This window comes from Janthinobacterium sp. P210005 (assembly GCF_036231865.1).
Classification (GTDB): Bacteria; Pseudomonadota; Gammaproteobacteria; order Burkholderiales; family Burkholderiaceae_D; genus Janthinobacterium; species Janthinobacterium kumbetense.
Window position 1 is genome coordinate 125,255 of sequence record NZ_JAZARC010000001.1, and the last position, 20,685, is coordinate 145,939.

General features: G+C 63.1%; 14 protein-coding genes and 2 riboswitches. Of the genes, 8 read left to right on the top strand and 6 right to left on the bottom strand.

Annotated features, from left to right (window positions below):
- Nucleotides 1-33 precede the first annotated feature (33 nt).
- The 3 genes from mgtA to VPH40_RS00605 form a co-directional block, all read right to left on the bottom strand.
- Entirely contained in the window at nt 34-2,718 is a 2,685-nt protein-coding gene (gene mgtA, locus VPH40_RS00595) for a magnesium-translocating P-type ATPase (protein WP_289913833.1), read from the bottom strand.
- Nucleotides 2,719-3,104: 386 nt separating this feature from the next.
- Nucleotides 3,105-3,716, bottom strand: a complete 612-nt coding sequence (locus VPH40_RS00600) for a TetR/AcrR family transcriptional regulator (RefSeq protein WP_305055178.1) — start codon at nt 3,714-3,716, stop codon at nt 3,105-3,107.
- A 22-nt stretch (nt 3,717-3,738) separates the two neighbouring features.
- Nucleotides 3,739-4,956, bottom strand: a complete 1,218-nt coding sequence (locus VPH40_RS00605) for a Bcr/CflA family efflux MFS transporter (RefSeq protein WP_328572318.1) — start codon at nt 4,954-4,956, stop codon at nt 3,739-3,741.
- A gap of 163 nt (nt 4,957-5,119) precedes the next feature.
- Here VPH40_RS00605 and VPH40_RS00610 point away from each other — a divergent pair, with 163 nt between their 5' ends.
- The gene (locus VPH40_RS00610; RefSeq protein ID WP_171985004.1) at nt 5,120-5,278 is read left to right on the top strand and encodes a hypothetical protein; all 159 of its coding nucleotides are present in this window, start codon (nt 5,120-5,122) and stop codon (nt 5,276-5,278) included.
- A 215-nt stretch (nt 5,279-5,493) separates the two neighbouring features.
- Here VPH40_RS00610 and gcvP read toward each other — a convergent pair whose 3' ends face one another.
- The 3 genes from gcvP to gcvT form a co-directional block, all read right to left on the bottom strand.
- Nucleotides 5,494-8,394 carry an aminomethyl-transferring glycine dehydrogenase gene (gene gcvP / locus VPH40_RS00615; protein WP_328572319.1) on the bottom strand — a complete coding sequence of 967 codons (2,901 nt, stop codon included), beginning with the start codon at nt 8,392-8,394 and terminating at the stop codon, nt 5,494-5,496.
- A gap of 103 nt (nt 8,395-8,497) precedes the next feature.
- The gene (gcvH, locus tag VPH40_RS00620; protein WP_077403327.1) at nt 8,498-8,878 is read right to left on the bottom strand and encodes a glycine cleavage system protein GcvH; all 381 of its coding nucleotides are present in this window, start codon (nt 8,876-8,878) and stop codon (nt 8,498-8,500) included.
- Nucleotides 8,879-8,949: 71 nt separating this feature from the next.
- On the bottom strand, nt 8,950-10,071 hold the full coding sequence (gene gcvT / locus VPH40_RS00625; RefSeq protein ID WP_251349130.1) for a glycine cleavage system aminomethyltransferase GcvT: 1,122 nt from the start codon (nt 10,069-10,071) through the stop codon (nt 8,950-8,952).
- Between the two features lie 74 nt (nt 10,072-10,145).
- A riboswitch (glycine riboswitch) is annotated at nt 10,146-10,251 on the bottom strand.
- A gap of 28 nt (nt 10,252-10,279) precedes the next feature.
- Nucleotides 10,280-10,366: riboswitch (glycine riboswitch) on the bottom strand.
- Nucleotides 10,367-10,535: 169 nt separating this feature from the next.
- Here gcvT and VPH40_RS00630 point away from each other — a divergent pair.
- The 7 genes from VPH40_RS00630 (at nt 10,536) to def (ending at nt 20,611) form a co-directional block, all read left to right on the top strand.
- Nucleotides 10,536-11,108, top strand: coding sequence for an ATP-dependent Clp protease proteolytic subunit (locus VPH40_RS00630; protein WP_251349129.1), 573 nt, complete (start codon nt 10,536-10,538; stop codon nt 11,106-11,108).
- Between the two features lie 157 nt (nt 11,109-11,265).
- The gene (locus VPH40_RS00635; protein ID WP_257218642.1) at nt 11,266-11,901 is read left to right on the top strand and encodes a phosphatase PAP2 family protein; all 636 of its coding nucleotides are present in this window, start codon (nt 11,266-11,268) and stop codon (nt 11,899-11,901) included.
- A gap of 190 nt (nt 11,902-12,091) precedes the next feature.
- On the top strand, nt 12,092-15,619 hold the full coding sequence (gene smc / locus VPH40_RS00640; protein WP_289898332.1) for a chromosome segregation protein SMC: 3,528 nt from the start codon (nt 12,092-12,094) through the stop codon (nt 15,617-15,619).
- Nucleotides 15,616-16,779 (top strand): cell division protein ZipA C-terminal FtsZ-binding domain-containing protein, encoded by a 1,164-nt coding sequence (locus VPH40_RS00645; RefSeq protein ID WP_251349126.1) that lies wholly within the window; start codon nt 15,616-15,618, stop codon nt 16,777-16,779. Before smc ends, VPH40_RS00645 begins: the two co-directional genes overlap by 4 nt.
- A 14-nt stretch (nt 16,780-16,793) precedes the next feature.
- Entirely contained in the window at nt 16,794-19,160 is a 2,367-nt protein-coding gene (gene ligA / locus VPH40_RS00650) for an NAD-dependent DNA ligase LigA (RefSeq protein ID WP_328572320.1), read from the top strand.
- A gap of 24 nt (nt 19,161-19,184) precedes the next feature.
- Nucleotides 19,185-20,078 (top strand): UTP--glucose-1-phosphate uridylyltransferase GalU, encoded by an 894-nt coding sequence (gene galU / locus VPH40_RS00655; protein WP_077403348.1) that lies wholly within the window; start codon nt 19,185-19,187, stop codon nt 20,076-20,078.
- Nucleotides 20,075-20,611 carry a peptide deformylase gene (gene def, locus VPH40_RS00660; protein ID WP_076569759.1) on the top strand — a complete coding sequence of 179 codons (537 nt, stop codon included), beginning with the start codon at nt 20,075-20,077 and terminating at the stop codon, nt 20,609-20,611. The genes galU and def overlap by 4 nt, the downstream gene beginning before the upstream one ends.
- Nucleotides 20,612-20,685 lie beyond the last annotated feature (74 nt).

Here is a 20,685-nt window from a genome sequence, read left to right on the forward strand (position 1 = left end):
TGCCTTGTGTAGGGGTAAGAGCGGCCCATCATACTATTGCCAGCCGAATTTGCGCAGGTACACGCGTTTCATGAACGTCGTCAGCAGTGTGTAGCAGACGAGGATGCCCAGCAGCCATGGGAAGTAGCCCAATGGCAAGGCTTGCAGCTTGAAGTAAGTCGCCAGCGGTCCCATCGGCAGGAATACGCCCACGGCCATGATCAGGGTCGTGGCCACCAGCAGGGGCACGGACGCGATGCTGTCGATGAAGGGCAGCTTCGGCGTGCGGATCAGGTGCACGATCAGCGTCTGCGTCAGCAAGCCCACGACGAACCAGCCGGACTGGAACAGGGTCTGTTGCTCCGGCGTATTCGCGCCAAACACATGCCACATCAGGATAAACGTGCTGATGTCGAAGATCGAGCTGATGGGGCCGAAAAACACCATGAAGCGGCCGATGTCGCGCGGGTTCCAGCTCAGCGGCTGCTGGATCAGCTCGGCGTCGACATTGTCGAAGGGAATGGCGATCTGCGACACGTCATACAGCAGGTTTTGCACCAGCAAGTGCAGCGGCAGCATGGGCAGGAACGGCAGGAAGGCGCTGGCCACCAGCACGGAAAACACATTGCCGAAGTTCGAGCTGGCCGTCATGCGAATGTATTTGAGCATGTTGCTGAAGGTGCGGCGGCCTTCCAGCACGCCTTCTTCCAGCACCATCAGGCTCTTTTCCAGCAGGATGATATCGGCCGCTTCCTTGGCGATATCGACGGCGGAATCGACGGAAATGCCGATATCGGCCGCGCGCAGGGCGGGCGCGTCGTTGATGCCGTCGCCCATGAAGCCGACGATGTGGCCATTGCCGCGCAGGGCGCGCACGAGGCGCTCCTTGTGCAGCGGGCTGAGCTTGGCAAATACCGTGTTGTCCTCGGCCGCTTTCGCCAGGGTGGCGTCATCCATGTCGTCCAGTTGCGGGCCTTGCAGCACGCCATGCACGGCCAGGCCCACTTCGCGGCAAATCTTCGCCGTCACGAGGTGGTTGTCGCCCGTCAATACTTTCACGGTGACGCCGTGTTCCGCCAGCGCGCGCAGGGCGGGCGCCGTCGATTCCTTCGGCGGATCGAGGAAAGCGACATAACCGATCAGCGTGAGCGCCGTTTCATCGGCCACGCCGTACACGGTTTTATGGGGCGGGACTTCCTTGACGGCCACGGCCACCACGCGCAAACCTTCCGCGTTCAGGCCATGCGTGGTTTCCAGCACCTTGTCCAGCAGGGCCGCATCGAGGGGGATATTCACGCCGCCCAGGCGCAGGTGGCTGCAGGCGGCGAGGATTTCCTCGACGGCGCCCTTGCAGATCAGTTCATGGTGATCATTCTTTTCGGAAACGACGACGGACATGCGGCGGCGCACGAAATCGAAGGGGATTTCATCGACCTTTACGTAGTCGCGCGCCAGCTGCATTTCCGTCTGCAATTCCACGTGGTCGAGCACGGCGCGGTCCAGCAGGTTTTTCAAGCCCGTCTGGTAGTGGCTGTTCAAATAGGCGAATTGCAGCACTTCATCGGATTGCTGGCCGAACACGTCGGTATGGCGCTCGAGCACGATCTTGTCCTGCGTCAAGGTACCCGTCTTGTCCGTGCACAACACGTCCATGGCGCCGAAGTTCTGGATGGCGTCCAGGCGCTTGACGACGACTTTCTTTTTGGACAGTTTCACGGCGCCCTTGGCCAAGGTGCTGGTGACGATCATGGGCAGCATTTCCGGCGTCAGGCCGACAGCCACGGACAGGGCGAACAGGAACGCTTCCATCCAGTCGCCCTTGGTCCAGCCGTTGATCAGGAACACGAGCGGCGCCATCACGAGGGCGAAGCGGATCAAGAGCCAGCTGACGCTGTTCACACCCGCCTCAAACGCCGTGGGCGTGCGCTCGGTGGCCGTCACGCGCGTGGCGATGGTGCCGAAATACGTGCGGTTGCCCGTAGCCAATACCAGCGCCGTGGCGGCGCCCGAGATCACGTTCGTGCCCATGAACAGCAGATTGGCCAGTTCCATGGGATCTTTGCCATGGGCGTCGGCCAGCTCGGCCATCTTTTCCACGGGCAAGGATTCGCCCGTCATGGCGGCCTGGCTGACGAACAGGTCTTTCGCGGACAGCAATCGGCAATCGGCGGGGATCATGTCGCCTGCCGACAGCACGATGAGGTCGCCCTGCACGAGTTGGCGGATCGGCAGCTCGACTTGCTGGCCATTGCGCAGCACGGTGGCAGTATTGCTGACCATGGCTTTCAGGCGCTCGGCGGCCCGGTTCGAGCGGCCTTCCTGCACGAAACGCAGCAGGGTCGACAAGATCACCATGGTGCCGATGACGATGGTTGCCTTCGGGTCTTCCGTCAGGTAGGAAACGATGGCCAGCACGGTGAGCAGCAGGTTGAACGGATTCTTGTAGCACAGCCACAGGTGCTGGTACCAGGCCAGCGGCTTTTCATGCTCGACCTCGTTCGGACCCGTTTGCGCGCCGATCACTTGTGCTTCGGCATCGCGCAAGCCTTCCAGGCGCGTGTGCAGGCGGTTCAGGGCGCTATCGAGGTCTTCATGGGCGGCAGCCAGCAACTGGCGCGCCAGGTGGTCGGGCACGGGGCGGGCCGTGCTGTTTTCCAGCGGCATGGCGCGGCGGCGGAAGTTGCCTGCCGTATGGCGCTTGCGCAGGAACGATTCGAATAAGCGGGTGAAGAGATTCATTGCTCTTCCTTTCACGACGAGGTGTTGACGGGCGGCGCAGCCGCAGGCAAGACTTGCGTGCCGCCAAAGCACGATAGTGCTGGCGGGCAATCCGGGTCAGTAGCCGGTCGCGATCGGAAAGAGGGGGGAGAGGCGTGCGGCCGTACTGGCCGCGCGAGACACCGCACCTTGCTCAGCAAGGCACGGAGGAAAGAGAGTTCCGCGTTGCTTGCTGTTTAGCTGCCGAGGCAATCGCCGATACAAGATCGGCTACTGTCACTAGAACAAGTACCCACGTGGGACTCCGTAAATGAATAATGGGGGCATCTTATGCACATGCTGCAAGAGTGTCAACTGAAGAAATCTTAGGTTTCCAAAGTGTAATGTGACTGTGGCAGGCCGCATGCTCAGCCATGTTGCGTGGCCATCGCCAGCGAATCGGACAATATCTGCCATAGCGCCGCGTGGCGCTGCTGCAGCGCGGCGCCGCCCGCGTAGATCAGCTCTACGTGCAGGCTGTCGACGATGCCCAGGTAGGCTTGCGCATACAGGTCGATGCGCTGCGACGATAACGTGGGCGCGAGACGGGCCAAGCTCTGCACGTAATACTGCTGCAGCTGCGCCAGCAAGGCTTCGTAGCCCGTGCCCACTTCCACGCGCAGGGGCGCGGGCGGCAAATACGCCGTGCGCAGCAGAAAGCGCAAATGGGCCGAGTCCGCATAGCGCTGCGCCATGCGGTCGCAGTACAGGGCGCCTGCCTGCTGGCCGCCGGGCGCCGCCAGCGCCGCTTCGTCGGCGAAGCAGCTGTCCATGAAGGCTTGCTCTTCGGCCAGGGCGTCGGCAAACACGTCGAGGAAGAGGGCGTCCTTGCCGGCGAAGTGCGAGTACAGCGAAGCCTTGCGCATGCCCGCCTGCGCGGCGATGTCGCTGAGGGACGAAGCGTCGTAGCCGTGTTCGGAAAAGTGGACGACGGCGACGGCACAGATATTATCGGCCGAGGCCGAGCGTTTTTTCATCATGGGGGTGATATGGGGTGAGGCGTCAGTGCGCTCCCAGGCTGCTGGCATGGACCGGATGGACGCGCGCAGTGGCCAGGGTCAGCCATGATACCAGCAGGCCGGCCACGGTCAAGAACAGCAGCCACGGCAGCGGCCCCCATTCGGACAGGCTGGCCGCCAGCGGCGTGGCCAGCGACGACAAGGTCATCTGGATGGCGCCCAGCAGCGCGGCCGTGGAACCGAGCGCGCGCTGCTGGGAACCCATGGCCATGGCCATCAGCGCCGCTTCCGCGATGCCCAGGCCAAACAGGGCCACGAACATGCCCGGCACGACAGCGGCGATGCCTGCTCCCGCCCAGGCGCCGAGCAGGGCCAGCCCCGCGCCGCCCAGCATGGCCACGCTGCCCGCCACGCAGAGGCGCGCCACGCCGTGCTTTTCCACCAGGCGGCCGCTGGCCATGGCGCCCAGCAGCACGGCCACGCCCGTGGCGCCGAACACGAGGCCGAAGCTGCCCGCGGACAGGCCGAAATCGCGCTGGTACACGAGCGACGCTCCGCCGATATAGGCAAACAGGAAAAAGAAAGTGGCGGACAGGGCCAGCGCGGGCAGCAGGAAGGCGCGGTCCAGCGCGATGCGCGCATACGTGCGGTGCATGCCGCGCGGCGCGACGCGCCTGGCTGCTGGCAGGGTTTCTGGCAGGAACAGCGCGCTATTGAGCAAGGTCAAGACGCCCAGCGCGGCCAGGGCCAGCATCACGGCGCGCCAGCCGTAGTGGGCGTCGAGCAAGCCGCCCACGGCGGGTGCCAGCACGGGCGCCAGGCCGACGATGGTCATCAAGAGGGCAAACAGCTGCGCCGCTTTGACGCCATCGGCCACGTCGCGCACCATGCTCATCACCACGACCAGGGTCAGCGCGGCGCCCATGCCTTGCAGCAAGCGCGCCAGCAGCAGGGTGCTCAATTGATCCGCCTGCGACGCCCACACGGCGGCAAGAATGTACACGGCGATGCCGGCCAGCAGCGGACGGCGCCGGCCCAGCATGTCGGTGAGCGGCCCGCACAGCAATTGCCCGCCGCCCAGGGCCAGCAGGAAAACCGTCAGGCTCAGCTGCACATTTGCATACGAGGTATGCAGTTCGCGCGCCATGGCCGGCATCGATGCCAGATACATGTCGATGCCCGCCGGGCCGAGCACGGCCACCAAGGCCAGGGAAGCCGCCAGAGCGAGACTGGCGGCGGGGAGAGGGGTTTGCTGCTGCATTGCGCTTCCTTTGTATCGTCAAAAAACACGGCATGGACATTGCCGTCTTTTTTATTGTACACTGGCTACCTACCGATAGGTAGTTAACTTAATAAAGGCAAAGGATGACGACGATGATGAACGTAACAATGGCAGCTGTGCCGCATCTGCGGGGAGAGTGGACATGACGGAAGTGGGTATTTCGCTCAGCGGCGTGGCCGTGGCCTTGCTGTTCGCCGCCTGGAGTTCGCACCGCGCCCGCTGCGAGCGGCGCGATGTCGTGCTGCTGACGATGCTGGGCACCGCCCTGGGATTGCCGGGCGCGGCCTTGCTGGCGCTGTAACGCGGCGCATAAAAAAAACGGCAGACCTTGCGGCCTGCCGTTCTGGTTTAATGCTCCCGGTTTTCGCCGGGATTTTAATTCCTGATTACTGAGTATCGACGCCTGACAAAACCGTAGCGAGCGTCAGCGATTTGTGGTCGAGAAGCGCAACCGTACTTCAGTACGGTGAGCATCGCCGGCCGCAAAGCGCGACGCGCAGTAGGTTTGGTCTGGCGTTATTCCTCTTCGTATGAGCTGATCGGTGCGCAACCGCAGAACAGGTTGCGGTCGCCGTACACGTTGTCGGCGCGGCCGACCGGCGGCCAGTATTTGCGCTGGCGCAAGGAAGCGACGGGGTAGGCGGCGATTTCGCGGCTGTACTTGCGTTCCCAGTTGTCCGACATCAATACCTGTGCCGTGTGCGGCGCATTTTTCAGCGGGTTGTCGTCGTGGTCGAATTCACCGCTGGCGACCTTGGCGATTTCCGCGCGGATGGCGATCATGGCGTCGATGAAGCGGTCGATTTCCACTTTCGATTCGCTTTCCGTCGGTTCGATCATCAGGGTGCCCGGCACGGGGAAGCTCATGGTCGGTGCATGGAAACCGAAGTCCATCAAACGCTTGGCCACGTCTTCGTTGCTGATGCCGGTGGCGTCCGTGATCGGGCGCAGGTCCAGGATGCACTCGTGCGCGACCAGGCCGTCGTGGCCCGAGTACAGCACGGGGTAGTGCGGCGCCAGGCGGCGCGCGATGTAGTTCGCCGCCAAAATCGCCGTCTCGGTGGCGGCCGTCAAGCCTTCCGCGCCCATCATGGCGATGTACATCCACGAAATCGGCAGGATGCTGGCCGAGCCGAATGGCGCGGCGCTGACGGCGCCGATGCCGGCAGCATCGCGCTGGTAGCCCGAGGAACGCTGGTTCGGCAGGAATTTCGCCAGGTGGGCGCCCACGCCGATCGGGCCGACGCCCGGTCCGCCGCCGCCGTGCGGGATGCAGAAGGTTTTATGCAGGTTCAGGTGCGACACGTCGCCGCCAAACGAGCCGGGAGCGGCCACGCCGACCAGCGCGTTCATGTTGGCGCCGTCGATGTAGACCTGGCCGCCGTGCGCATGGATGATTTCGCACAGTTCCTGGATGCCTTCTTCAAACACGCCGTGGGTGGATGGATAGGTGACCATCACGCAAGCCAGGTTGGCGCTGTGCTTTTCCGCCTTCGCCTTCAGGTCGGCCAGGTCCACGTTGCCGTTGGCGTCGCAGCTGGTGACGACCACCTGCATGCCGACCATGTTGGCCGAGGCGGGGTTGGTGCCGTGCGCCGACGACGGGATCAGGCAAATGTTGCGGTGGCCTTCGCCGCGCGATTCATGGTAGGCCTTGATCACCAGCAGACCCGCGTATTCGCCCTGCGAGCCGGCGTTCGGCTGCAGCGAGACGGCCGCGTAGCCCGTCAAGGCGCACAGCATCTCTTCCAGCTGCGAAATCATCTCGCGGTAGCCGACGGTTTGCGCGTCCGGCGCGAACGGATGGATGTTCGAAAATTCCGGCCAGGTGACGGGGATCATTTCGCTCGTCGCGTTCAGCTTCATGGTGCACGAACCGAGCGGGATCATGGTGCGGTCCAGCGCCAGATCCTTGTCGGCCAGGCTGCGCAGGTAGCGCAGCATCTCGTGTTCCGAGTGGTAGCTGTTGAAGACGGGGTGGGTCAGGTAGGCGCTCTCGCGCGCCAGTTGCGCCGGCAGGGCGCTGGTCACGCCAGCTTCCACGCTGTCCAGGTCCGGCGCGGCAGGCGCGTTGGTCAGGCCGTGCGCGAACACTTTCCACAGCAGCGCGATATCGTCGCGCGTGGTGGTTTCATCGAGCGACACGCCCACGTGGGTATTGTCGATCTTGCGCAGGTTGACGCCGTGGTGCATGGCCGTCGCGTGCAGTTGCGCCGCATCGGCGACGTTGATGGTCAGGGTGTCGAAGTAAGTCGCATTGACGACGCCATAGCCGAGGGTCTTCAGGTTGGCGGCCAGCACGCCCGTAAAGCGGTGCACGCGCTGGGCGATCTGCAGCAGGCCGGCCGGGCCGTGGTAGACGGCGTACATCGAGGCCATCACGGCCAGCAGCACTTGCGCCGTGCAGATGTTGGAGGTCGCTTTTTCGCGGCGGATATGCTGTTCGCGCGTTTGCAGGGCCAGGCGGTACGCCTTGTTGCCTTGCGCATCGACGGTCACGCCGACCAGGCGGCCCGACATATTGCGCTTGAATTCATCGCGCGTGGACAGATAGCCCGCGTGCGGGCCGCCGAAACCGAGCGGCACGCCGAAGCGCTGGCTGTTGCCGACGACGACGTCGGCGCCCCATTCGCCAGGAGGCGTGAGCATGGTCAGGGCCAGCAGGTCGGCCGCGACGATGACCATGGCGCCGTTCGCGTGCAGCTTTTCCACGCCGGCGCGGTAATCGCGCACGACGCCGTTGACGCCAGGGTATTGCAGCAGCACGCCGAAGCAGGCGTCCAGCGATTCGATTTCAGCGGGATCAAACGTGCGCACTTCGATGCCGATCGGCTGGGCGCGCGTCTGCACCACTTCCAGCGTTTGCGGCAGCACGTCATTGGCCACATACAGCACGTTCGACTTCGACTTGCCCACGCGCTGGATCAGGGTCATTGCTTCGGCGGCGGCCGTGCCTTCGTCCAGCATCGAGGCGTTCGAGATGCCCATGCCGGTCAGATCGGTGATCACTTGCTGGAAGTTCAGGATCGCTTCCAGGCGGCCTTGCGAAATCTCAGGCTGGTAAGGCGTGTACGCCGTGTACCAGGCCGGATTTTCAAAGATGTTGCGCAAAACGACACCGGGCGTGAATGTGTTGTAGTAGCCTTGGCCGATCAGGGATTTGAGAACCTGGTTCTTGCCGGCGATGGCTTTCAGGCGCGACAGGGCTTCCTGTTCCGGCATCGGCTGCGAATAGGCGCCCAGGGGCAGGGCGCCCTTGTTGCGGATGTTGGCCGGTACCAGGGCGTCGATCAGCGCGGCGCGCGATGGATAGCCGAGGGTCGCCAGCATGGCTGCTTGTTCGGTGTGGGAAGGGCCGATGTGGCGGGCGATGAAGGCATCGCGTGCTTCGAGTTGGGTCAGGCTGGTGCGGGTCATGATATAGAGGCCAAAAAAGACTGAAAAACCGGGATGCGGCGCGCGGGCGCAGCGCAGAAAAAATGCAAACGGGCCGCGATTGCGGCCCGTGAGTCAAACGCGATTACGCGCCGGTGGTGGCGCCATAGGCGGCAGCGTCGAGCAAGCCGTCCAGGGCCGACACGTCGGCTGGCTTGATCTTGAACAGCCAGTTGGCGTAGGCGTCGGCGTTGATCGACTCGGGCGAGTTGACCACGTCGTCGTTGACAGCCACGACTTCGCCGGCGATCGGCGCGTAGATGTCGCTCGCTGCCTTGACCGATTCCACCACGGCGGCGTCGTCGCCGGCGCCGTAGGTGTTGCCCACGGTTGGCAGTTCGACGAAGACGATGTCGCCCAGGGCGTCCTGCGCGTACTCGGTGATGCCGACGGTGATCGTGCCGTCGCCTTCAAGGCGTACCCATTCGTGGGAAGCGGTGTACTTCAGGTCTGCAGGAATGTTCATGTGTGGCTCCAGATGGTAAGTGTTCGTTATTGATTATGGTTGTACGGTCTTGCGGGCGGCTCTATAAAACCTTACGCAGCCAGGATTTTACCGTTACGCACGAAAGGCAGCTTGACGACGGAAGCGGCCAGCTGCTTGCCGCGGATTTCCACGTGCACGGTGTCGCCCACGGCGACGCCGTTCGGCACGCGCGCCAGCGCGATCGCTTCCTGCATCGTCGGGCTGAAGGTGCCGCTGGTGATTTCGCCCGTGGCTTCGCTGCCGGCGATGATGACTTTTTGATGGGCGCGCAGCACGCCGCCTTTTTCGCGCAGGATCAAACCGACGAATTGCGCATTCTGGCCCTTGGCCAGCAGGGCGGCCTTGCCGATGAAATCGCGCTCGCTGACCAGGTCGATGGTCCACGCCAGGCCCGCGTCGAGCGGGTTGACGGTTTCATCCATGTCCTGGCCGTACAGATTCATGCCCGCTTCCAGGCGCAGGGTGTCGCGCGCGCCCAGGCCGGCCGGCTTGACGCCGGCCGCCGCCAGGGCGTTCCACAGCGCTTCCACCTGGGTCGCGGCCACGCCGATTTCAAAGCCGTCTTCGCCCGTGTAGCCGGTGCGCGCCAGCATGACTTCGCCGAAGGCCGTGTCCTTGACGATGACGACGTTGAACGGCTTGATGGCTTCGGACGCGGCTTGCGTTTCCGGCAGCACTTGCCACACCTTGGCGCGCGCGTTCGGGCCTTGCACGGCCACCAGGGCCATCGGATTGTTGGCATTGCGGCGCTCGGTGATCGTCAGGCCGCTGTTGGTGTTGGTGTTTTGCTGCTGCATCCACGCCACGTCTTTTTCAGCCGTGCCCGCGTTGACGACGAGGCGGAACCAGTTTTCGTTGAAGAAGTAGACGATCAGGTCATCGATAACGGTGCCTTCGGCATTGAGCATGCACGAGTACAGCGCCTTGCCCGACACTTGCAGCTTGTCAACGTTGTTGGCCAGCAAGCCGCGCAGGAAGGCGCGCACGTTCGGACCTTCGATATCGACCACGCACATATGGGACACGTCGAACATGCCGGCATCGCCGCGCACGGCGTTGTGTTCTTCGATTTGCGAGCCGTAGTTGACGGGCATGTCCCAGCCGCCGAAATCGACCATGCGGGCGCCGAGGGCACGGTGGGCGTTATTGAGTGGGGTCGCTTTGAGCGTCATGGATTCCTCGGGACGAAGGTAAAAGGGGAGTTAACAAAACATAGAATAGCCAAACACGGCTTTCCAGCGTGATCACTGACCCCCCTGTCCTTTGTACCTGAGAGATTACGGGGGCTTGCCCCGTGCGCCCCTTCGGTGGGCCGCCGGCAATAGCCGCGGCCGCTCTCCAGAGTTGAGCTGAAACGTGTCGCCAAAGCAACAGCTTCAGTCCGCCTGATCGGTCCTTTTGCCTGAGAGTTTTTGGGTAGTGCCCCTTCGGCGGCAACGCTGGTTTGCCCTCTCCCGATCAAGTGGGAGGAATATATGCCAGCAGGGTGTTTCTGTCAATCTGAAAAGACATTGTCAAATTGCAGCAAAAGCCCCGGTTTGCGGGGCTGGGAGGGGCGCTGGCCCGGTGCAAAAGGGCGCCCGGCCGCGCGGGAATGCGCTATGATGAAATTCTGGCTTTCTTGCGGGTGCCTGCCATGAACACTACACAAAGCGAGACGCAAAACAACACCGAGCAGCACGGTTACTTTACCCTCTCGGGCGACGTCAACAGCGATATGGTGCGGCGCGTCTTCAACGCCGCGGCCGACATCACGGAAGACAAGCTCACCACCGCGCACATCCTGATCCAGTCGAACGGCGGCTATGTCAGCGACGGCATCTGTCTGTACAACTTCCTCAGCAAGTTGCCGCTCGACATCATCACCTACAACGCGGGCGCCGTGGCCTCCATCGCCGTCACCCTGTTCCTGGCGGGGCGGCACCGCCATGCCAGCGACACGGCCCGCTTCATGGTGCACAAGTCGCATGCGACAGCCTCGCCCGGTTCCCGCCCCGACGCGCTCAGCATCATCGTCGAGGGCTTGCGCGCCGACGACATGCGTACCGAGCGCATCCTGCGCGGCCACGTCAGCCTGACGGAAGAGCAGTGGCAGGTGCACGCGTATTCCGACCTGCACCTGACGGCCGACCAGGCGCTGGAAGTGGGCATGATCGAATCGATCCGGGACTTTGCGCCGCCCAAGGGCAAGCGCCTGACGAATATCTGACGCCTGCCGCGCACCGCCATGCCATGCCGGGCCGATGGTTTCAGCGTGGAAAGTTTGTAATCGAATGTAATTCTTCGCTGCAGCACAGCAAAAGCCGCGCGGAACAGGGCAGAGTCGTGGCATAGTGCAAGCTGATCATGAAATAAGTGCAGGCGCGATGACTTGGTGGAATGGGATTTCTTTTGCGGCCGATATGTCCGTGATGGGGCCGGCTGGCGTGGCGATTGCCCTGTGGCTGCTCGTCTCGCGCCAATGGCGCCTGGTGCTCAGCTGGAGCCTGTGGTACGGCGGCGGCCTGGCCCTCGTGGTGCTGTCGAAGCTGGCCTTCATGAGCTGGGGCGTGGGCAGCAGCGCGCTCGATTTTACGGGCTTCAGCGGCCACGCCATGCGCGCCGGCGCCGTGTTTCCCGTGCTGATGTATGTGCTGCTGCAGCGGGCTGCACCGCGCTGGCGCCATGCCGGCGTGCTCGTCGGCGTGGCCTTTGCCGTGCTGGTGGCCATTTCGCGCGTGGTCGTGCATGCGCACAGCGTGTCGGAAGCCGTCAGCGGCTGCGTGCTGGGCCTGGCGCTGGCCCTGGGCTTCATGTGGAGCGCCCGCGGCGCCGTGAATATCGCCGTCAGCCATGCGCTGGCCCTGGCCAGCCTCGTGCTGATGGTGGGGCTCAGCTTCAAGGCGGAGCCCATGCCGACCGAGCAATGGCTGCAAAAACTGGCCCTGGCGCTGTCCGGTCATGAGCGTGTTTTTTCCCGCGAAGACTGGAAACTGGCGCAGGATGGCCGCCCAGCCCCGTAAGGCGGGGCACGCCGGCGCCTGGCGCTGCGGTTTTTTGGCCAGAAAAGCATCAGGAAATGGTATGATGAACCACTCCCTGCGGTGAGTGGCCGGACTGTTGCCGCAAGGGTGGCCAAGGTGGCCATGAACTGAATATGAACCGGGTTCACCCAAATATAACCGCCAGCATAGGCCAGGAACTCTAAAACACGTGCGTCTCTCTTCCATCAAGTTGTCGGGATTTAAGTCTTTCGTCGATCCCACCAATTTCCAGGTGCCAGGCCAGCTCGTGGGCGTGGTCGGGCCGAATGGCTGCGGCAAGTCGAACATCATCGACGCCGTGCGCTGGGTGCTGGGCGAATCGAAAGCGTCGGAATTGCGCGGCGAATCGATGCAGGACGTCATTTTTAATGGCTCCACCCACCGCAAACCGGCCGGGCGCGCTTCCGTGGAACTGGTGTTCGACAATAACGATGGCAAGGCGTCCGGCCAGTGGGGCCAGTACGCCGAGATCGCCGTCAAGCGCACCCTGACGCGCGACGGCACCTCCACCTATTACATCAATGGCCAGCCCGTGCGCCGGCGCGACATCCAGGATATCTTCCTCGGCACGGGCCTCGGGCCGCGCGCCTACGCCATCATCGGCCAGGGCATGATTTCGCGCATCATCGAATCGCGCCCGGAAGAATTGCGCGTCTTCCTCGAAGAAGCGGCCGGTGTATCGAAATACAAGGAACGCCGCCGCGAGACGGAAAACCGCTTGCAGGACACGCGCGAAAATTTGCTGCGCGTGGAAGATATCTTGCGCGAACTCAATGCCAACCTGGAAAAGCTGGAAGCGCAGGCCGCTGTCGCCACCCGCTTCCACGCCTTGCAGGCGGACCAGGAAGAAAAACAGAAGCTGTTGTGGCTGCTGCGCAAGAACGAGGCGCAAAACGAGCAGACGCGCTATTTCCGCGAAGTGGAACAGGCGCAGACGGACCTGGAAGAGCAGACGGCCAAGCTGCGCAACGTGGAACTGACCCTCGAGCAGATGCGCCAGGCGCACTTTGCCGTGGGCGACCGCCTGCATACGGCGCAAGGTCATCTGTACCAGACGAATGCGGAAATCGGCAGCCTGGAAGCGCAGATCAAGTTCGTCATCGAATCGCGCGCCCGCCTGCAGGCACAGCTGGCCACCCTGACGGCCCAGCGCGACCAGTGGACCAGCCAGGGCGGCGAATACCAGGAACAGATCGAAGAGGCGGAATTCCACCTCGAAGAACTGGCCGCGAAGGTTGAGCAATCGCAAATGATGGCGGAACAGAAGGGCGAGCAATTGCCCGAGCTGGACGCCGCCTGGCGCGCCGCGCAAAACAAGAGCACGGAATCGCGCGCGCGCATCATGCAGGCCCAGCAGCAGCTGGAGCTGGAATCGGCGCACCAGCGCAACGCCTCGAACATCCTGGCCAGCCTCTTGAGCCGCCGCGAGCGCCTGCAGCAGGAAAAGAACAGCCTCAGTCTGCCCGACAGCAGCCACCTGGAAAACCTGAAACTGCAACTGGAAGAAAAGCAGCAAACCCTGGAAGAGCAGGGTTTCTACCTGGAAGAAGCGCTGGAGCAGCAGCCAAAGCTGGAACAGGAACGGGCCGAGGCGCAGGCGCAAGTCAATGCCGAGACGGCGGCGAATGCCCAGCTGGAAGCGCGTCTTTCCGCTTTGAAACAATTGCAGGAACGGGTGCAGACGCAGGGCAAGGTCCAGCCCTGGCTGAAAAAGCACGAGCTCGACACCTTGCCGCGTCTGTGGCAAAAGCTGCAGATCGAAGCGGGCTGGGAAGCGGCCATGGAATCGATCTTGCGCGAGCGCACGTCGGCCTTGCAACTGTCGAATATCGACTGGGCCAAGGCCTTCTTTGCCGACGCGCCGCCGGCCAAGCTGGCCCTGTACGCGCCATCCACGGTGGCGCCGCTGCCGCTGCCGGAAATCGCCGGCCTGAAACCGTTCCTGAACTTGTTGAAACTCAACGATCCGGGCTTGCGCGGCCTGTTGCAGGATTGGCTGTACAACGCCTATGCCGTGGAAGACGCGGCCGAAGCCCTGGCCGAACGCGCTAAATTGCCGCCGGGCGGCTATTTCGTCACGCGCGCCGGTCACGTCGTGACGGCCACCAGCGTGCGCTTCTATGCGGCCGATTCGGAGCAGGAAGGCATGCTGGGCCGCCAGCAGGAAATCGACAATATCGGCAAGCAGTTGCGTGCCCAGCAATTGCTGGCCGAAGAGGCGCGCGCCCGTTCCGTGCGGGCCGATGCGGCCGTTGCCACCCTGACGCGCAATCTGTCCGACTTGCGCTTGCGCATACAGCAACTGACGTCTTCCGTGCATACTCTGCAACTGGACGTGGTGAAACTGTCGGAAGTGGAAGCGCGCTTCAACCAGCGCAGCACGCAGATCGGTGCGGATCTCGCCGAGATCGCCGCGCAGGAAGCGGAGCAGATGCAGACCAAGCTGGAATCGGAAGAGAAATTCGAACAGCTGGACATGGAGCTGGGCAACTTGCAGGAAGCGCACGAAGACGGCCACACGGATTTCCTGCAGAAGGAACAGCGTCTGGCCGAAGCGCGCGAAGCCTTGCGCGACCTGGAGCGGGCCGCCAAGGATACGGAATACGCGGAAAAAGCCCACCGCGCGAAGATCGAGGAATTGCGCCGCAACATCGCCACGGCCAGCACGCAGGCGCAGCAAGTGACGGAAAGCCTGCAGGCGGGAGAATTGGAACTGGCCAACCTGGAAAGCGGCGCGGCCGCTGACGGCTTGCAGGACTTGCTCGAACGCCGCACGACGCAGGAGCGGGCGCTGGCGGACGCGCGCCACGAACTCGATCAGATTACGCAGCAGCTGCGCCTGTCCGAAGATGCGCGCACGCAATCGGAACGCAGCTTGCAGCCGCAGCGCGACAAGATCATGGAAATGCAGCTCAAGGAACAGGCTGCGCGCCTGAACCAGGAGCAATTCGCCCAGCAACTGCTGGAAGCGGGCGCCGATGAAGCGGCCCTGACGGAAAAGCTGCACCCGGACATGCGTCCATCGTATCTGCAGGGCGAAGTGACGCGCCTGACGAACGCCATCACGGGCCTGGGCGCCGTCAACCTGGCCGCGCTGGACGAGCTGGCGCAGGCATCCGAGCGCAAGAATTTCCTCGACGCCCAGAATGCCGACCTGACGGAAGCGATCAACACGCTGGAAGACGCGATCCACAAGATCGACAAGGAAACGCGCGACTTGCTGCAAGACACGTTCGACAAGGTCAACCATCACTTTTCCGAGCTGTTCCCGATTCTGTTTGGCGGCGGCCAGGCCAGGCTGACCATGACGGGCGACGAGATTCTCGATTCCGGTGTACAAGTCATGGCGCAGCCTCCCGGCAAGAAAAATGCCACCATCCACCTGTTATCGGGTGGAGAGAAGGCGCTGACCGCGACCGCATTGGTGTTTTCCATGTTCCGCCTGAATCCGGCGCCGTTCTGCCTGCTCGACGAAGTCGATGCACCGCTGGACGATTCGAACACGGAACGCTTCTGCCGCATGGTCAAGCGCATGTCCGACCAGACCCAATTCCTTTTCATTTCGCATAACAAGATTGCGATGGAAATGGCCCATCAATTGATCGGTGTGACGATGCAGGAGCAGGGCGTATCGCGCATCGTGGCGGTGGACATGGAGTCCGCCGCAAATTTTGCAACCGAGGCACAAGCAGCATGACAGACCTTCAAATTACCTTGTTCGGCGCCGGCGGCGTCTTTATCGTCGGTGTTTTCTCGTACAACAAATGGCAGGAATACAAGGCCAAGAAAAGCGTGGAACGGGCTTTTTCCACCGACCACGACGACGTGCTGATGCGCGAGGGCGACGCTCCTGCCGTGGAAGCCCAGGAACCCGTGCTGCGCCAGGAACCGCGCTTCGACGCCGCGCCCGCCGCCAAGGCCGAACCGTCGTTCGGTGCGCCGCCGGCGGCCGTGGTGCCGGACGCGCCCGTGCATGCGGAACCGTCGCTGGCCGATGCCGACCCTGCACCCGCCGCTCCTGCCGCGCCGGCGCAGCCGGAAGTCAGCGCCGCCAGCGAACAGGCGACCAGCCTGGTCGACCCGCTGATCGATTGCCTGCTGCCTTTGTCGCTGGAAGCGCCCGTGCGTGGCGACAAGATCCTGCCCGTGCTGCAAACCCTGCGCCTGGTGGGCAACAAGCCCGTCCACTTCATCGGTTTGCACGTGAATGGCGACTGGGAACCGATCACGCATGGCGGTGTCTACACCAAGATGCAGGGCGGCGTGCAGCTGGCCAGCCGCAGCACGGCCCTGAATGAACTGGAATACTCGGAACTGGTCACGCGCCTGCGCGGCGTGGCTGACGAGATCGGCGCCGAGCCGGAAGTGCCCGACATGATGGAAGTGATGGCCGAAGCGCGCAATCTGCACCGCTTCGTGGCCGGTCACGATGCCCAGCTGGGCGTCAACCTGCACACGAATGGCGCGCCATGGGCCATTTCCACCTTGCTGTTCGCGCTGGAAAAGCAGGGCTTCGACGTACGTCCGGACGGCCGTTTCGTCATGCCGGACGGCGAAGGTGGCTATCTGTTCTCGCTGTCGACGAATGTCACCCTGGCCGAGGAAACGACGCCGCGCCTGACCCTGCTGCTGGACGTACCATGCGTGGCGCCCGCGCGCGACGGCTTCGGCGCCATGGTCGCTTGCGCCAAGGCACTGGTGGGCCGCCTGGACGCCACCATCGTCGACGATTACAACCAGGCCCTGTCGGACGCGGCGCTGGCCGAGATCGCCGGCCAGGTGCAAGAGTTTTACCAGGAAATGGACGCGGCCGACATTCCGGCCGGTTCCACCCGCGCCCTGCGTTTATTTAGCTGAAGAATCCCGCAACAATGACTGATCCGATCAACCAGGACGCCGCCCAGCGGAATGCCGCTCAGCGCGTCCTGGCACTCACGGCCGAACTCAATCGGCATCTGCACGCCTACCACGTGCTCGACAATCCCACCATCCCCGATGCCGAGTACGACAAGCTGTTCGTCGAACTGCAGGCGCTGGAAGCGGCCCATCCCGACTTGCGCACGCCCGATTCGCCCACCTTGCGCGTGGGCGCGGCGCCCTTGCCGCAATTCGAGCAAGTCACGCACACGGTGCCGATGTTGTCGTTGAACAATGGTTTCACCGATGACGATATCGTCAACTTCGACCGCCGCGTGCGCGAAGGCCTGGACCTTGACGGTGCCGAAGTCGATTACGCTGCCGAAGTGAAATTCGACGGCCTGGCCATCAACCTGCGCTATGAAAACGGCCTGTTCGTGCAGGCGGCCACGCGCGGCGATGGCGCCACGGGCGAGGATGTGACGGCGAATATCCGCACCATTTCCGGCATCCCGCTGCGCCTGCATGGCGACCGGATTCCGACCTTGCTCGACGTGCGCGGCGAAGTGATGATGTTCAAGGCCGATTTTGCCCGTTTGAACGAACGCCAGCGCGAAGCGGGGCAGAAGGAATTCGCCAACCCGCGCAATGCGGCGGCCGGCAGCCTGCGCCAGCTCGATTCGCGCATCACGGCCCAGCGCAAGCTGCGTTTCTATGCGTATGGCATCGGCGCCCTCGATGGCGCCGCCATGCCCGTGTCGCATTCGGCCTTGCTGGACTGGTACGAAACCCTGGGCATCCCCGTGTCGAAGGAGCGCCGTGTGGTGCAGGGCGCGCAGGGCTTGCTCGATTATTACGCGGACATCGGCGCGCGCCGTCCCACCTTGCCGTATGAAATCGACGGCGTCGTCTACAAGGTGAACGCGACGGAAGACCAGCAGGAGCTGGGTTTTGTGTCGCGCGCACCGCGTTTTGCGCTGGCGCACAAGTTCCCCGCCGAAGAGGCGCTGACGCAGGTGCTGGGCATCGATATCCAGGTGGGCCGCACGGGAGCCATGACGCCCGTGGCGCGCCTGGCGCCCGTGTCCGTGGGCGGCGTGACGGTTACCAACGCCACCTTGCACAATGAAGATGAAGTGCTGCGCAAGGATGTGCGCGTGGGCGATACGGTTATCGTGCGCCGCGCGGGCGACGTGATTCCCGAAGTGCTGTCCGTGGTGCTGGAAAAACGGCCGGAACCGGCGCCGCCGCCGTTCAAGATGCGGGAAACGTGCCCCGTGTGCGGCTCGCACGTGGTGCGCGAAGAGGGCGAGGCGATTGCCCGCTGCTCGGGCGGCCTGTTCTGCTCGGCGCAGCGCAAGGAAGCGTTCCGCCATTTCGCGGGCCGGCGCATGATGGATATCGAAGGCCTGGGCGAACGTTATATCGATACCCTGGTCGAACTGGAATACGTGCATGGCCTGGCCGACTTGTACAGCCTGACCCTGGATAAATTGCTGGAAATGAAAGTGCGCGCCGACGAGCGCGACGGTTCGACGCCAGAAACAGTGCAACAAGGCAAGATTCCCACCAAGTGGGCGGAAAACTTGCTGGCCGGTATAGAAGCGAGCAAGCGCCCGCCGCTTGAGCGCTTCCTGTTCGCGCTGGGCATTCGCCACGTGGGCGAATCGACGGCCAAGACCCTGGCCGAGTGGCTCGGCAGCCTGGCGTATGTGCGGCAAGCGCCCGCAGCCTTGCTGCGCGTGCTGCCCGACATCGGCGGCACGGTCGCCGAGTCGATTGCCGACTTCTTTGCCGAAGAAAAGAACCAGCAGGCGCTGCAGGCGTTGCTGGATGCGGGCGTCGCGCCGCAAGGCGAACATGCGCCCAGCGCCAAGCTGCGCACGCAGCTCGAACAAACCACCTTGCTGGCCGCCATCGGCATCCCGAAGCTGACGGAGCCGCGCAGCAAGCAGCTGGTGGAGCGGGGCGTGACCCTGGCCAGCCTGGCCGCGCAGGGCGCCAGCTTCCATGCGGGCTTGCCTGCCGCCGTGGCCGAGTCGCTGGCGCAATGGCTGGCCGATGAGGGCAATGTCAAGCTGCTTGGTCAACTGGACGCCCTGCGCCATGAATTACTGTCACAATTGCCTGAAATGCCAGCCGCTGGCGGCAAGCTGGACGGCAAGACTTTCGTCCTGACGGGCACCTTGCCCAACATGAGCCGCGACGAGGCGGCGGAGCTGATCGAAGCAGCCGGTGGCAAGGTCAGCGGTTCTGTTTCGAAGAAGACAGGATATGTCGTGGCCGGCTCGGACGCCGGCAGCAAGCTGGCCAAGGCCCAGGAACTGGGCGTAGCCATCCTCGACGAGGCTGGCTTGCTGGCCTTGCTCGCGCAGGATTAATTCTTAAAATATTACAGAAGACCCATGAAAAAAATCAGAAAAGCAGTCTTTCCCGTCGCCGGCCTGGGCAGCCGCTTCTTGCCAGCGACCAAGGCACAACCGAAGGAAATGTTGCCCATCGTCGATAAACCATTGATCCAGTACGCGGTGGAAGAAGCGGTGGCGGCCGGTATCACGGAAATGATCTTCATCACGGGACGCAACAAGCGCGCCATCGAAGACCATTTCGATACGGCTTACGAGCTGGAATCGGAGCTGGAAGCGGCCGGCAAGCGCCAGTTGCTCGACATGGTGCAAAACGTCATTCCCAAGCATATCAATTGCATTTACATCCGCCAGTCGGCGCCGCTGGGCCTGGGGCATGCCGTGTTGTGCGCCCGTCCCGTGATCGGCGACGAGCCGTTTGCCGTCTTGCTGGCCGACGATTTCATGGATGTGCAAGAAGGCGTGCGCCCCGTGCTGGCGCAGATGACCGATGTCTTCCAGTATGAAAATTGCTCGCTGCTGGCCGTGCAGGACGTGCCGCGCGCGGAAACCAAGCAGTACGGTATTGTGTCGGCAAAGAATTATCAGCCCGACCTGGAGCTGGTCTCGGCCATCGTGGAAAAGCCCGCGCCCGAAGAGGCGCCGTCAACCCTGGCCGTGGTGGGCCGTTATGTGCTGACCAGCCGTATCTTTAACCATCTGGAAAATATCGGCACGGGCGCCGGCGGCGAAATCCAGTTGACGGACGGCATCGCCGCCCTGATGCGCGAAGAGCGCGTGCTGGCTTACCGCTACCAGGGGCAGCGTTATGATTGCGGCTCCAAGCTTGGTTACCTGAAGGCAACGACGGCGATGGGCATGAAACATCCGGAAACGGGCGCCGCCTTCCGTAGTTATCTGCAACAATTGCAAGCGACACTGGAAACAAAATGACGGTACGTGACATCCTCAAGATGGGCGATCCGCGCCTGCTGCGCATGGCCGAGCCCGTGCGTGAATTCGATACGCCCGAACTGCATGCCTTGATCGCCGACATGTTCGACACCATGCATGCGGCCAATGGCGCGGGCCTGGCGGCGCCGCAGATCGGCGTCAACCTGCAGCTGGTGATCTACGGCTTCAAGCAGAACCTGCGCTACCCCGATGCGCCGCAAGTGCCGGAAACCGTGCTGATCAATCCTGTGCTGACGCCTTTGTCGGAACGCAAGGAAGAGGGTTTCGAGGGCTGCCTGTCCGTGCCCGGCCTGCGCGGCAGCGTGCCGCGCTGGAGCGAGCTGCACTACGAAGGCGTGGACCAGTTCGGCCAGCCCATCAGCCGCGACTGCGACGGTTTCCATGCGCGCGTGGTGCAGCATGAAGTGGACCACTTGCACGGCATTTTGTATCCGATGCGTATCGTTGATTTTACGCAATTCGGCTACACGGAAGTCATGTTTCCTGACCTCGACCCGAACGACGACGATTGATCGGCGGCTGAGAAAACGCCCATGGCGGCGTTGCATTGCCTCGCCGTACTCTTCGTACTGTCTTCGGCAATGCG

Excerpts from the sequence above, each read along its gene's own strand:
- mgtA (WP_289913833.1), bottom strand. The coding sequence starts at position 2,718 with ATGAATCTCTTCACCCGCTTATTCGAATCGTTCCTGCGCAAGCGCCAT.
- VPH40_RS00600 (WP_305055178.1), bottom strand. The coding sequence starts at position 3,716 with ATGATGAAAAAACGCTCGGCCTCGGCCGATAATATCTGTGCCGTCGCC.
- VPH40_RS00605 (WP_328572318.1), bottom strand. The coding sequence starts at position 4,956 with ATGCAGCAGCAAACCCCTCTCCCCGCCGCCAGTCTCGCTCTGGCGGCT.
- VPH40_RS00610 (WP_171985004.1), top strand. The coding sequence starts at position 5,120 with ATGACGGAAGTGGGTATTTCGCTCAGCGGCGTGGCCGTGGCCTTGCTG.
- gcvP (WP_328572319.1), bottom strand. The coding sequence starts at position 8,394 with ATGACCCGCACCAGCCTGACCCAACTCGAAGCACGCGATGCCTTCATC.
- gcvH (WP_077403327.1), bottom strand. The coding sequence starts at position 8,878 with ATGAACATTCCTGCAGACCTGAAGTACACCGCTTCCCACGAATGGGTA.
- gcvT (WP_251349130.1), bottom strand. The coding sequence starts at position 10,071 with ATGACGCTCAAAGCGACCCCACTCAATAACGCCCACCGTGCCCTCGGC.
- VPH40_RS00630 (WP_251349129.1), top strand. The coding sequence starts at position 10,536 with ATGAACACTACACAAAGCGAGACGCAAAACAACACCGAGCAGCACGGT.
- VPH40_RS00635 (WP_257218642.1), top strand. The coding sequence starts at position 11,266 with ATGACTTGGTGGAATGGGATTTCTTTTGCGGCCGATATGTCCGTGATG.
- VPH40_RS00645 (WP_251349126.1), top strand. The coding sequence starts at position 15,616 with ATGACAGACCTTCAAATTACCTTGTTCGGCGCCGGCGGCGTCTTTATC.
- ligA (WP_328572320.1), top strand. The coding sequence starts at position 16,794 with ATGACTGATCCGATCAACCAGGACGCCGCCCAGCGGAATGCCGCTCAG.
- galU (WP_077403348.1), top strand. The coding sequence starts at position 19,185 with ATGAAAAAAATCAGAAAAGCAGTCTTTCCCGTCGCCGGCCTGGGCAGC.
- def (WP_076569759.1), top strand. The coding sequence starts at position 20,075 with ATGACGGTACGTGACATCCTCAAGATGGGCGATCCGCGCCTGCTGCGC.